The organism is Rhodoferax sp. UBA5149 (assembly GCF_002413825.1).
GTDB lineage: Bacteria > Pseudomonadota > Gammaproteobacteria > Burkholderiales > Burkholderiaceae_C > Rhodoferax.
The window spans coordinates 20286-33689 of sequence record NZ_DHXT01000062.1 but is presented as its reverse complement, the minus strand read 5'-3'; the positions used below and the strand labels follow the sequence as shown (position 1 = coordinate 33689).

Annotated in this window: 10 protein-coding genes; 3 read left to right on the top strand and 7 right to left on the bottom strand. The window is 62.1% G+C overall.

All coding sequences use genetic code 11. The features are described from left to right. Positions 1-53: 53 nt before the first annotated feature. From B3V69_RS05060 to B3V69_RS05045, 4 genes are read right to left on the bottom strand one after another with little or no spacing between them, the layout of a single operon-like run. A complete protein-coding gene (locus B3V69_RS05060) occupies positions 54-1616 on the bottom strand; it encodes a DHA2 family efflux MFS transporter permease subunit (RefSeq protein WP_296444388.1) in 1563 nt (520 codons plus the stop codon). An 11-nt stretch (positions 1617-1627) separates the two neighbouring features. After that, complete coding sequence (locus B3V69_RS05055; RefSeq protein WP_296444386.1) at positions 1628-2845, bottom strand: HlyD family efflux transporter periplasmic adaptor subunit; 1218 nt, start codon at positions 2843-2845, stop codon at positions 1628-1630. 27 nt (positions 2846-2872) lie between these two features. Further along, entirely contained in the window at positions 2873-4333 is a 1461-nt protein-coding gene (locus B3V69_RS05050; protein ID WP_296444384.1) for an efflux transporter outer membrane subunit, read from the bottom strand. Next, on the bottom strand, positions 4323-4892 hold the full coding sequence (locus B3V69_RS05045; RefSeq protein ID WP_296444382.1) for a MarR family winged helix-turn-helix transcriptional regulator: 570 nt from the start codon (positions 4890-4892) through the stop codon (positions 4323-4325). Before B3V69_RS05045 ends, B3V69_RS05050 begins: the two co-directional genes overlap by 11 nt. A gap of 93 nt (positions 4893-4985) precedes the next feature. Between B3V69_RS05045 and B3V69_RS05040 the strand changes: the two genes are divergently transcribed. The 3 genes from B3V69_RS05040 to B3V69_RS05030 all read left to right on the top strand — a co-directional run bounded on the left by B3V69_RS05040 (position 4986) and on the right by B3V69_RS05030 (position 7395). Next, positions 4986-6761 carry an ABC transporter transmembrane domain-containing protein gene (locus B3V69_RS05040; RefSeq protein ID WP_296444380.1) on the top strand — a complete coding sequence of 592 codons (1776 nt, stop codon included), beginning with the start codon at positions 4986-4988 and terminating at the stop codon, positions 6759-6761. 102 nt (positions 6762-6863) lie between these two features. Beyond that, positions 6864-7061: a hypothetical protein gene (locus tag B3V69_RS05035; protein WP_296444378.1), complete on the top strand. Its 198-nt coding sequence runs from the start codon at positions 6864-6866 to the stop codon at positions 7059-7061. A 28-nt stretch (positions 7062-7089) separates the two neighbouring features. Further along, positions 7090-7395: a hypothetical protein gene (locus B3V69_RS05030; protein ID WP_296444376.1), complete on the top strand. Its 306-nt coding sequence runs from the start codon at positions 7090-7092 to the stop codon at positions 7393-7395. 9 nt (positions 7396-7404) lie between these two features. Here the strand turns inward: B3V69_RS05030 and B3V69_RS05025 are convergent, their stop codons facing one another. The 3 genes from B3V69_RS05025 to B3V69_RS05015 all read right to left on the bottom strand — a co-directional run bounded on the left by B3V69_RS05025 (position 7405) and on the right by B3V69_RS05015 (position 13391). Next, positions 7405-12165: an NAD-glutamate dehydrogenase gene (locus B3V69_RS05025; RefSeq protein ID WP_296444374.1), complete on the bottom strand. Its 4761-nt coding sequence runs from the start codon at positions 12163-12165 to the stop codon at positions 7405-7407. A gap of 163 nt (positions 12166-12328) precedes the next feature. Next, positions 12329-12778, bottom strand: a complete 450-nt coding sequence (locus B3V69_RS05020) for a DUF1178 family protein (protein WP_296444373.1) — start codon at positions 12776-12778, stop codon at positions 12329-12331. 7 nt (positions 12779-12785) lie between these two features. Then, complete coding sequence (locus B3V69_RS05015; protein WP_296444371.1) at positions 12786-13391, bottom strand: NUDIX domain-containing protein; 606 nt, start codon at positions 13389-13391, stop codon at positions 12786-12788. Positions 13392-13404 lie beyond the last annotated feature (13 nt).

Below are 13404 nucleotides of genomic sequence, written 5' to 3'. Positions count from 1 at the left end.
TGGTCTTATGCCGAGAAAGTGATCAGAGGTTCTTCGTAAAAAAAGCCGCCAAATTAATGCGCGCCGGCCGCCGCATCGGCGCTGGCAGCGCCGACCTGCTTGGGCCTTGAGAGCCACACCACCGGAATCAGCAACAAAAAAATCATGGCCGAGGCATAGAACACGTCGTTGACGGCCAGCATGTAAGCCTGTTGGTCCACCAGACGGTTCACCTGCGCCAGCGCTTGTTCAGGCGACAGACCCGCGCTGCCGAGACCGGTCAGCACCTGGGTCGCCGCAAAGTTGCCTTGACTGACAGCCTCCGCCAACTGCGCGTGGTGCATGGCGGCGCGGTCCTGCCAGACGGTGGTTGCAATCGATGTGCCAAACGAGCCCGCCACAATGCGCACAAAGCTCGACAGGCCCGAGGCGGCGGGGATTTTGTCAGGCGTGATGCCCGAGAGCACGATGACGGACAGGGGAATGAAGAAAAACGCCATGGCAATGCCCTGCACCACGGTCGGCAACATGATGGTGCCAAAGTCGGCCTGGGTGTTGAAATGCGAGCGCATCAACAGCACCAGGGCAAACACGACAAAGGCAAAACTGGCCAGATAGCGCGGGTCTACCTTGCCGACGTTTTTGCCCACGATCGGCGACAGGATGATGGCAAACAATCCCACGGGCGCCAGCAGCATGCCAGCATCGATCGAAGGATAGCCCATGAACTGCTGCAACCACAGCGGCAACAGCACGACGTTGCCAAAGAACAGGCCGTAGCCCACCGAGATCGCCACGGTGCCAGTCCAGAAGTTGCGCCGCTTGAATAGCTTCAGGTCCACCACCGGGTGTTCTTCGGTGAGTTCCCAGGCCAGAAAAAAGGCAAAGCCCACCAGCGCCACCACACCCAGGCCCACCACGAGCGGGGAGTGAAACCAGTCCAACTCCTTGCCCTTGTCCAGCATGATTTGCAGCGCCCCCACCCACAGCACCAGCAGTCCCAAACCAACGCCATCGATCGGTAGTTTGTGCGTCATGCTTTCACGCTTGTGGTAAATCGACCAGACCATGAAGGCCGACAGCAAGCCAATCGGAATGTTGATGTAAAAAATCCACGACCAGTAGATGTTGTCGGTGATCCAGCCCCCCAAGAGCGGCCCCAGCACCGGCGCAACCAAAGTGGTCATGGCCCACAAGGCCATCGCCAGACCGGCCAACGCCGGCGGGTAACTGGACAACAGCAGGCCCTGCGACAGCGGAATCATGGGTCCGGCAACAAAGCCCTGCAGGGCGCGAAACACGATCAGCGTAGTCATGTTGGGCGCCAGACCACAGAGCCACGAGGCCAGCACAAACATCAAGACGCTGGTGATGAACAGGCGCACCTGCCCGAAACGCTGCGACAGCCAGCCGGTCAGCGGCAAGGCAATGGCGTTGGCCACACCAAAGCTGGTGATGACCCAGGTGCCCTGGTTGGTACTCACGCCCAGGTCCCCGGCTATGGCCGGAAGGGACACGTTGGCGATGGACGAGTCCAGCACATTCATGAAGGTAGCCAGGGACAGGGCGATCGTGCCCCACAGGCGGACCGAGCCTTGCAGCGGAGGCAGCGGAATGAATTGAGATGCGGTCGCCATGCCGGGATCGCTTAGTGACGACCAACGTTGGCGGCCACGATTTTCCGCACTTCCTCGGTCGCACCACGGTCCAGCGACTCATAGACCGTGGTTTGCACCAAGGCCGTGGCACGCGGCGCATCGGCCAGCATCTTGCCGTCTGTATTGCTGACGTCGACCGTGGCGTCCATGGACAAACCGACCCGTAGCGGATTTTGGGCGACTTCGGCCGCGTCCAGCGCCACGCGCACCGGCACGCGCTGCACCACCTTGATCCAGTTGCCGGTGGCATTTTGCGCGGGCAACAGGGCAAAGGCCGCACCCGTGCCCACACCCAGACCGGTCACGGTGCCCTTGTACTCGACCTTTTTGCCGTACACATCGGCCGTCAATTTGACGGGCTGGCCAATACGGATGTTGCGCAGCTGCACTTCCTTGAAATTCGCATCCACCCACAGCTGGTTGAGGGGAATGATGGCCATCAGGGGGGTACCGGCCGCGACGCGCTGACCCAGTTGCACGGTGCGCCGGGCCACGTAGCCATCCACCGGCGCCGGCAAGGCGGCGCGCTGGCTGGCCAGCCAGGCCTCGCGTACTTTGGCCGCCGCGGCCAGCACGCTGGGGTGCTTGTCAATGCTGATGCCGTCGGTCATGGTCTGGTTGCTGACCAGTTGTTCTTTGGCCGCGGCCACCCCGGCTTGCGCCGCCGCCAAGGCGCTTTTGCCGTTGGCAAGTTGCGTTTGCGCGTGGTTGAGCTCTTCCTTGGAGACCGCGCCATTGCCGACCAGCGCCTGGCGGCGGCTGAAATCATCGGTGGCGCGGCTGATTTCGGTCTGCGCCTTGGCGACGTCCGACTCGCGCAGGGTGATTTGCGCCCCCAGGCTGCCGTTATTGGCATACAGCGTGCGCACCTGCCGCACGGTTTGTGCCAGGTTGGCCTCAGCCTGGTCCAGCGCGACCCGGGCGTCGGCCGGGTCGAGCCTGACCAGCGGCTGGCCGGCTTTGACGTAATCGGTGTCGTCGGCCAGGATCGCCATCACAGTGCCGCCAATCTGCGGCGTGATCTGGATCACGTTGCCCTGCACATAGGCGTTGTCGGTGGACTCGTAATGGCTGGCCACCAACCATTCATAGGCGGTCCAGCCCAGACCCGCGATGACGACCACGCTGGCCAGCGAGATCAGTGCCTTTTTGCGGGCTGGATTGCCTGCGGCATGCGGGGCTTGAGTGGAAGTTTGGGGTGAAGTCATGGTAATGATTCAAAAATGGGAAGTAACTTATTTTTGGGCCGTGGCAGCGGGCAGCTCGGCGCGATAGCCGCCACCGAGTGCGCGGATCAGGGCCACCTGGGTATCGAGTGCCCGGGCGGCCAGGTCCACGCCCTGACGACGCTGGCTCAGCACCGTGGTCTCACTGGTGAGAACCTGGAGGTAATTGCCGAGTCCGGCTTCATAGCGCTGCACGGCAATGTCATAAGCGTTTTCGGCAAAGCTTTGCGCCGCGCGCTGCTCGACTTGCTGGCGCCCGATGGCCTGCGTGGAGGCGAGCTGGTCGGCCGCCTCGCGCACGGCGTCAATCACGGTCGCGTTATAGCTTTCGATGGCGGCGTCCAGCTCAGCCGCTTTGCCGCGCAGGTTGGCACGCAGACGACCACCGTCAAAGAGCGGCAGATGCAGCGCCGGGCCCACGCCCCATTGCTCGCTGCCCGCCCCCAGCAAACGGTCCAGGCCAATGCTGGAGAAGCCGGCAAACGCCACCAGATTGATGTTGGGGTAGAACTGGCTTCGCGCGCTGCTGACGTCCTGGGTGGCCGCCTCCACGCGCCAGCGCGCGGCGGCGATGTCGGCCCGGCGGCCCAACAGGTCGGACGGCAGTGTCGCGGCATTTGCTATATTTTTAATAGCTGATAACGTAGGTAGATCGGGGGCTACCGCCCTATTTGGCTGTCCGACCAAGGCGCTGAGGGCATTGCGGGCCAAGGTCAGCTGTTCCTGCAGGGTTTCGATCTGCAGCCGCGCATCGGGCAAGGTGCCTTCGCTTTGGCGCAGTTCCAGACGCGTGTCGAGGCCGGCATTGACCCGGTCCTGCACCAGATGCAGGGCCTGCTGGCGTTGGGCCAGCAAACGCTGCGCCACAGCCAGTTGCTCGTTCAGGCGCACCAGCTGAACGTAGCTGCGCACCACATGGCTGGCCAGCAGCATGCGAGCGGCATCGGCATCGGCCTGCGTGGCGCGGGCGTTGCCCAGCGCGGCATCGAGTGCAGCGCGGTTCTTTCCAAAAAAATCCAGCTCCCAGCTGCCGCTGAACTGCGCGGTGCCGGTTTCATAGATCTTGCCCGCCAGGGGTGGCGGAATCAGACCATTGGCGGTGAAAAGCTGCCGCGTGGCATCGATCCCGGCATTGAGCTGCGGTCCACTGGCGGCATCGGTCACGTCGACGCCGGCCTGGGCGCGCGCCATTCTGGCCTGCACGATTCTGAGACTCGGGCTGGTGGCCAGGGCCTGCTCGACCAGCCGGTTAAGTTGCTCGTCCCCAAACTCACGCCACCACTGGGCATCCAGCGTGACGCTGACGCCTGGTTCAACCGGGAGGCCCAGCGAGGCCGCATCACGCAGCGTGGCCTGGGCCTGGATGCCGCTCATGCTGGCGCACGCCGACAGGCCGAGCGCCGCGACGATGAGCACAGCGGATTGGGTCAAGCGGGTGCGAACGCCCGCCTTCTGGTGGTCAAGCCTCATGCGGGCCTCCTGGGATGGGATGGGCTGGGATTGAATTGGGTTGAATGGGAGACTGGGACTGGACTTGCGCGTTGTTCAGGATGCGATGCAAAAAACCCTTCAACGTTTGAAATTCTTCCACCGAAAAACCGGCGAGATGCGCATTTTGAATCTGACAGAGCACCCCCGGGATTCCTTTGGCCGCGTCGCGCCCCTCGTCTGTCAACTCGATGTTGACGACCCGCCGGTCTTCGACGGAGCGCACCCGGCGACACAGCCCCTTGGTTTCCAGCCGGTCCAGCAGGCGGGTCATGGCACCGGCATCCAGGTGGCATTCACGTGCCAGTTCTGCCACGGTGGACGTCTGGCGCATGAACAGCTTGAGCAGCGGAACCCATTGGGCATTGGTCAGGTCACTGGCTTCGAGCTGACGCTCGACCTCCTGCGCCACCGTGGCCAACACGCGCCGGATCATAAAACCAACACTTTCTTCAGGGACGTAATCTTTGGCGCAGTAAAACTCGATGGCCGAACATGCCGTTTTTTCGGACGGGGGGCTGGAAGGGGAAGGTTTTCTCATCATGAGCGCCAATATTATTTGCCTAGGCAATATATGTCAAGGCTTTGTTTGGTGCGGCAACGTTTTCTGCATTTTTTGGCTACACTGTGGCCCATGTCCACCCCCGCCCCCTTCAAAGCATCGCCGCGTTCACTGTCCGGTCTGTGGCCTTTTCTTTTTCCTTACCGCGGCCGTATCGGGCTGGCGCTCATTTTTCTGGTGATGGCGGCCGTCGCAACGCTGGCTTTTCCGGTGGCGCTACGCAGCCTGATTGACGGCGGTCTGGTGCAGACCGACAAAGGCGCGCAGGTGATGGCCTTGCGTGAGCACTTTGTCGCGCTCTTTGCCGTGGCCGTGGCGCTGGGCCTGTTTTCAGCGGGTCGCTTTTACATGGTGAGCTGGCTGGGTGAGCGGGTGACCGCCGATTTACGCAACGCCGTGTATGGCCATGTGCTGCAGCAAAGCCCCGAGTTCTTCGAGACCACGCAGACCGGCGAAGTGCTGTCGCGCCTGAGCGCCGACACCACGCTGGTGCAGACGGTGGTAGGCTCGTCGCTGAGCATGGGCTTGCGCAACACGGTGATGGGCATCGGTGCCCTGGGCATGCTGATCTGGACCAACCCCTATGTGATGTTTCAGGTGCTGGGCGTGCTGGTGCTGGTCGTGGTACCCAGCCTGTGGTTTGGCCGGCGTGTGCGCAAGCTGTCGCGCGCCAGCCAGGACCGCATCGCGGATTCCAGCGCCATTGCGGCTGAAGTGCTGAACGCCATTCCGGTGGTGCAAAGCTATACCGCCGAGGGACGCGAGACAGCCCGCTTCAGTGCCTCCACCGACAGCGCCTTCAACACGGCAGTGCGGCGCACCAAGGCACGCTCGGTGCTGGTGGCCTTCATCATCATCGCGACCTCGGCAGCGCTGCTCTGGGGCTTGTACCAGGGCACGCAGGCCGTCGTGGCCGGGCGCATCAGCGCCGGCGATTTGGGCCAGACGGTGATGTACGTCATCATTCTGGCCAGTGCGTTCGCGATTCTGGGCGAGGTCTATGGCGACCTGCTGCGCGCGGCCGGTGCGACCGAGCGACTGATGGAGCTGCTGGGCAGCCAGTCACCCATCACATCACCCAAAAATCCGGCGCCAGCCCCCGTGCAGATTGCGGGAAGCGCTATCAAATTTGAAGCAATCAATTTTCACTATCCGTCGCGGCCCACCCAGGCGGCGTTGAGTGATTTCTCCCTGGCTGTGAAACCGGGTCAAACCGTCGCCATCGTCGGGCCCAGCGGCGCTGGCAAGAGCACGGTGTTTCAATTGCTGCTGCGCTTTTACGACCCGGCGTCGGGGCGCATCGTGCTGGACGGCGTGGCGACACGCGACATGGCCTTGCACGACCTGCGCCAGCGCATCGGCATCGTGCCGCAAGACGCGGTCATCTTCTCCAGCAGCGCGCTGGAGAACATTCGCTACGGCAAACCCGGTGCCAGCGACGCCGAGGTCAAGGCCGCGGCCCAGGCGGCCTTTGCCCACGAATTCATCAGCGCGCTGCCCGAGGGCTATGACACTTTTCTGGGAGAGCGTGGCGTGCGCCTGAGCGGCGGCCAACGCCAACGCATCGCGATTGCCCGCGCCATGCTGAAGAACCCGCCCCTGCTGCTGCTGGACGAGGCCACCAGCGCGCTCGACGCCGAGAGCGAACGCATGGTGCAGGCGGCGCTGGAATCCGCCATGCGCGACCGCACCACGCTGGTGATTGCACATAGGTTGGCCACTGTGCAAAAGGCTGATCACATCGTCGTGCTGGATCACGGTCGGCTGGTGGAGCAAGGCACGCACGCCGAGCTGGTGGCGCGAGGCGGTGTTTATGCGGGCCTGGCAGCGCTGCAATTCAATGCCTGACTTGGCCCATTGGCCAACCACAGAAATTCTGCTGGAAAATCCGGCATTGAAATCACAGCGCATCGCCAGTAAACTAGAGCCTCATAACGATTGGAGCCTCGCATGGATGTCTCTTCAGTGAAAACCCCGCCGGTACAAGCGGCCAAGCCGCCCAAGCGCACAGAAGCCACGCAGCAGGCGCCAAGTCACGAGGTCAAAGCCAAAGCGCCCGAGGGCAAAAAAACGCCAGAGGCCAAGCCGCTGCCCGTGGTGAATACCCAGGGCCAGACCACTGGGCGCATCCTCAACACATCCGCCTGACATTCGGCGACGCCTGAGATCCAGCATCTTGGTTGCGATCACCGCCACGAACAGCGCAACACCTTCGTTGCAAGGCGTATTGGGAAGAAACCGGTTGGAGCAGGCGCGACGCGCAGCAGACCAAGCGCAAGCCAATGCCCAGAACTTGCGTGCTCAGGCCAATGAAGCAGAACGCGACGCCCAAAAGAGCCAGGCGAAGGTGCGCGAGCTGAGCTCAAGCAGTCAGCCAGCCGATCCCACCTACCAGCCGCAAATTCAAGGCAGCGCGAACGCTGCCGCCGTACTGAACACCCGGCACCAAAGCATGGGCCGCCTCGTCAACCTGAGCGCTTGAGTTAACCACTCAAGCCAGATGCCGCAGTTCGCGCAAGGCCACCGATATCGGCGCCAGATCCGGGCTCTGGGTGCTTATGTTTTGCAGCAACTTGCGCAAGCGTTCAATCACCATGCCATGTTCGGCAGACCAGTCGGTCAAACCATTGCTACGTGACAACAAGCCCTGGGCAATCTGGCTGGCAATGGAATAGACATCGTCGCGCGCGCTGCCACGGGCCTGGGTCTGCCACAGCGTGTCGGTGGGCAGGCGGTTGATCTCCACACGCCAGGCGGTCAGGCCGAGTTCGGCATCGACACCGAAGTAGGCCCGCGCAGCCTGCTCCAGTCCGGTGCCGGCGCTTTGGGCCAGGTCCACCAGATCGAGCGCCGGGAAGATGAACTCCAGGGCCGTCAGGTTATGCGCCAAATCCTGTTCCACGCCAGCGTCGACCAGGGACTGTGTGGCGTGCTGCCAGTTCGCGCCGGCCTCGGCTGGCAACCAGCTCGCCAGGTTGGCGCGCAGCTCCCGCGCGCCGGGTTGATATCGGTGGATCAGCGTCGGTAAGTCGGTGCTTTGTGAACGCACCCGGAGCATCCAGCGCGAAGCACGTTGCGCAATGGCGGTGAGCTGGCTCAACAGATCCAGTTGCAAGGAGGTCGAGACACGGTAGTCCAGTGCGTCGATCTGGTCCCACAAGGGCGCCAGATCGAAAATCTCACGGGCCAGCGTGTAGGCACGCACTACATCGGCGGCGGCGGCGGCGGCCTCCGCGGCGATGAAATTGACAAAGGTCGCGCCGGTACGGTTGATCACCGTGTTGGTGATCAGGGCAGCGATGATCTCGCGCTTAAGCGGGTGGCTAGCGATGGCATCGCCAAATCGCTCGGTCAGCACTTGCGGGAAATAGGCTTGGAGGGCACGGCTGAAGTAGGGGTCATCAGGCAGGTTGCTGGCCACCAGTTCATCAAACAGCGACATCTTGCCATAGGCCAGCACCACCGCGCCTTCAGGCGCCGTCAAGCCCACCCCGCGCGCACGCCGACGCGCAATTTCCTCGTCGCTGGGCAGAAATTCAATGCTGCGGTCCAGGCGCCCGGCCCCTTCGAGCCATTGCATCAGGCGCTGTTGCCCGTCCAGCATATAGAGCGGGCGATGGCTGGCAATATCCAGTGCCTGGGTCTGGTAGTAGTTGTCCGCCAGCACCAGGTGCCCGACTTCGTCGGTCATGGAGGCCAGCAAGTCGTTGCGCTGCTTGAGCGTCAGGTCGCCCGCCTCGACAATGCTGCCCAGCAAAATCTTGATGTTGACCTCGTGGTCCGAGCAATCCACGCCGGCCGAGTTGTCGATGGCGTCGGTGTAAATCAAGCCGCCTTTCTGGGCAAATTCGATGCGGCCATTTTGCGTGCAACCCAGGTTGCCGCCTTCCACCAGCACCTTGCAACGCAACTCGACGCCGTTGACGCGGTAGGCGTCGCCCGCCTTGTCACCGACCTGGGCATGGCTTTCGAAAGTCGCTTTCACGTAGGTGCCAATACCGCCGTTGTACAGCAGGTCCACCGGCGCCTGCAGGATCGCCCGCAGCAGCTCGACGGGCGCCAGTTCCTCGGCCTCAATGCCGATCACGGCGCGCGTTTGCGGCGATAGCTTGATGGACTTGGCCGAGCGCGCGAAGACACCACCGCCTTCCGAGATCAGGCGCTTGTCGAAGTCGTCCCAACTTGAGCGCGGCAGGTCAAACAGGCGCTGGCGTTCGGCCAAAGTGCGCGCGACATCGGGCGTGGGGTCGATAAAGATATGACGGTGATCGAAGGCCAACACCAGCTTGATGTGCTCGGACAGCAGCATGCCGTTGCCAAACACGTCACCCGACATATCACCAATGCCCGCCACCGTGAACGGCGTGGTCTGCGTGTTGATGGAGAGCGCACGGAAGTGCCGCTTGACCGATTCCCAGGCACCGCGTGCCGTGATGCCCATTTTCTTATGGTCGTAACCGACTGAGCCACCCGAGGCAAACGCGTCGCCGAGCCAGAAACCGTAATCTGCCGACACGCTGTTGGCGATGTCGGAGAAAGTCGCCGTGCCCTTGTCGGCCGCGACCACCAGGTAGGGGTCATCCACGTCGTGGCGCACCACCTTGGCGGGAGGTACAACAGCCCCTTTCACCAGGTTGTCGGTGAGGTCCAGCAGCGCGGACAGGAAGAGCTTGTAGCAGGCCACACCCTCGGCCATGAAAGCTTCGCGGTCACTCGCGGCGGGCGCATTCTTGAGCACAAACCCGCCCTTGGAACCGACCGGGACGATGACCGTGTTTTTGACATGCTGGGCTTTGACCAATCCCAGAATTTCCGTGCGGAAGTCTTCGCGACGGTCAGACCAGCGAATGCCGCCTCGCGCCACTTTTCCGTTTCGCAAATGCACGCCTTCAACACGCGGTGAATAGACCCAGATTTCAAACAGGGGTTTGGGCTCGGGCACGCCCGGCACTTCACGCGGATTGAATTTGAAGCTCAGGTAGGGTTTGCACGTGCCCGCATCGGTCGTCTGCCATGCATTGGTGCGCAGCGTGGCCATCACGCTGGCATAGAACTGGCGCAGGATGCGGTCCTCGTCCAGACTCGCCACGGCGTTGAGGTGGCCCTCCATGCTCTCAACCAGGTGCTTCTGAGCGTCGTCGCGGCTCCCGGTTTGCGAGGGGTCGAAGCGGGCTTCGAACAATTGGCTGATTTCCTGCGAGATCACGGCGTTCTTGTTCAGCGTGGCCTCGATGTAGCTCTGGCTGAAGGCAAACCCAAGTTGCTTGAAGTAACGGGTGTAGGCGCGCAGCACGGAAATGGCGCGGGCATCCAGCGTGGTGCTGAGCACCAGCTTGTTCAGGTCGTCACTGTCGACTTCGCCTTTCCAGGCTTGGGCAAACAGCGACTCGAAACGGGATTTGACGGCGGAAAGCTCTGTGTCCGTGGGCAATTGCAGGCCGAGATCGTGAATCCAGAAGACTTCGCTGCCAACCTCATTGCCGACCCGATAGGGGTGCTCGTCCAGCACGCGCGCGCCCATGCGTTCCAGTACCGGCAGGGAGTCAGACAGCGCCACCTTGGAGGTGTTGTAGATCTTGAAGCGCAGCATGCCAGCGCCAGCATCCAGCGGACGATACAGCTTGACGGCCAGAGAAGAGGTCGGCGTCAATGCGGCCAGTACTTGGGTGTCTTCGGCCGCCACTTGGGCCGAGAAGTCTTCGCGGTAGGCGGTGGGGAATGAATTGGCAAAACGATGAGCCAGGGCCAAGCCTTGACCCTCGCCATGGGTGTATAGCAGTTCTTGCGCGCAGTCGTCCTCCCAGCGCTGTGCCAGTCTGGCAATACGCGCTTCCAGAGCACGCAGGTCCACATTTTCCGGCGCACGCTCTTTGGCGCGCACCAGATAGTGAATGCGAGCCAGCGGGCTGTCTGTGAGCGTGGGGGTGAATTCGAGCGACTGGCCGTCCAGCGCGCCCGCCAGTTCCTGGCCAATCTTGATGCGCAGCTCGGTGTTGTAGCGGTCGCGCGGCACAAACACCTGCACCGAGGTAAAGCGTCCAAACGGGTCGCGGCGCAGGAACACGCGGGTGCGCTGGCGCTCTTGCAAACGCAGAATACCGATCGCATGCTCGGTGAGCGTGGCGGTATCAACCTGGAACAACTCGTCGCGCGGGTAGGCGTCCAGAATTGATTGCAATGACTTGGCGGCATGGCTGTCAGGCACCACGCCCGCAGCAGCCATGACCTCGGCGGCGCGCAAACGAACTTGGGGAATTTCACTGACCAGGGCCGAGTAAGCCGTGGAGGTGTACAGCCCCAGAAACCGGGCCTCGCCGACCACTTGACCGGCGTCGTCAAAGCGTTTGACGGCGACGTAATCCAGCCAGGCGGGGCGGTGCACCGTGGCACGCGTCATGGCCTTGGTGACGAGCACCAACTGGTCGGAATCCAGCAACGCCACCGCATCTGCCGACAGTCGGCTGACGGGTGTTTGAACCGCTCCGCGCAGCACACCCAGGCCGGTCTCGGGGATCGCCACCAGGCTCACGGCCTCGCCATCGCGCTGAAGCGCGTAGTCTCTGGCGCCCAGGAAAGTGAAATGCTTGTTTTCGAGCCAGCGCAAGAAATCAATGCCCTCTTGCTGGTTGACGCAGGACAGCGTTGAGCGCGCCAACGCCGCCCGCACGGCTTGCACCCGGTCCAGCATGGGACGCCAGTCTTGCACCACGGCGCGCACATCACCCAGCACAAGAGCCAGGTCATTGGCCAAGGCGATGCGATCTGCCTCACCGGCAATGCGATCGCACTCGACCAGAATGAGGGACTCGATCGGACTGGTTTGCGTCGAACCGGGTGCTGCGCTGGAAGTTTTGATCAGGTGACCCTGCTCATCACGCTGTACGCCCAGTAAAGGGTGAACAATCCAGTGTGCCGTGCGGCCACTGCGATTCACTGCCATGGTGACCGAGTCCACCAGAAAGGGCATGTCGTCGTGAACGATCTGGATGGATGTGTGTTCGCTCACGAAGCCGTCTTCAGCCAGCGTCGGATTGAACACGCGAATCTTGGCGTTTTGCGGAGTTCGTGGCGACGCCAGCAAGCGCCAGTGCGCGTTGGCAATGGCAAACAAAGTGGCCGGACCACGGGCCTGGATTTCATCCGGGTCGGTGTTCTCGAAATAGGCAGATACGAAATCAGCAAGCCGATCGGTGGCGGGCCCTGCATGCTCCTGGGTATAGGAAAGCAGCTCGGCAAGCGCGGGAGTAGTCATGGTGTCTCCGGTTGATCTTTTGGATGTCGCGGATTCTAGGCGGGCTTATCGCTCTTGGGTGAGCTTTGCTTACCAATTCATGGCTTTATGCAAGAGTCGTATTACGTCAATGTGCGCACGCAGGCACGTCACAGTGGACGGGTTTACACCCGCTTGTCGACGCCTACTGCAAGCGCCCCTTGAGCGCTTCGGGCAGCGGCAGTGGCATCACGGCGATGCCTTCCGCGAGGAGAGACTCGGTCTCGGCACGTGAGGCCTGGCCGCGAATGCCGCGCGCCTTGGCCTCGCCGTAATGGATTTTCCGAGCTTCCTCGGCAAACCTGTTCCCCACATCGTCGGTATTGGCCAAAATGAGTCGGGCCACCGCCATCCAGGCGGCCTGCGGCGTCTGATCGGTGCCGGCCGTGGAGACCACGTCTTGCGGGATTGAGGGCTCGGCTCGGGCACTTCCCAAGCTGAGGCGCGGCGCGCTCAAGCGCTTGGTAATCGACGCGTCGCCGCACACCGGACACTCGACCAGGCCACGATCGCATTGGCCCCGAAAATCATCTTCGGACGCAAACCATCCCTCAAACACGTGCTGATGGCCACACTGAAGATCCAGAACTTTCATGGCGCCATTATCCAGCGACGCCGGGCTTGGCAACTTGTCGCCAATTCAATCCCCACACGCCCGACAACACGTTTTGCAACCACAAGGCCGCGATCAGGGTTTTGGCATCCGTTACCTGGCCATCACGGCACCATTGCAGCAACTCTGCCGGTGTAGCAGTGAACACGTCCAGAAACTCGTCCTGGTCAAGCTGACGAGCGCCAACGCTCAAGCCACGGGCAAACCAGATATCAATGAACTCCGTGGAGTAGGAAATGACCGGGTGCAACACGCCCGCGCGCGCCCATTCATGGGCGGTATAGCCGGTTTCTTCCAGCAGCTCGCGCTGAGCGCAGACCAGTGTGTCTTCGCCGTGATCGAGCTTGCCAGCCGGAAACTCAATCATGACCTGACCCACGGGATAGCGAAACTGGCGCTCCAGCACTATCCGCACTTCGCCCGAGGCTTCTTCAATCAGCGGAACGATCATCACAGCCCCAGGATGCACCACATACTCACGGGAGGCGGTCGCACCGCTAGGAAGTTTGACCGTGTCACGAAAGGCGTGCAACAGACGGCCCTTGAACAGCTCTTCGCTGGCGAGCTTTTTTTCGATCAGATGGGAATCATCCATGAGCGTTGCGAAG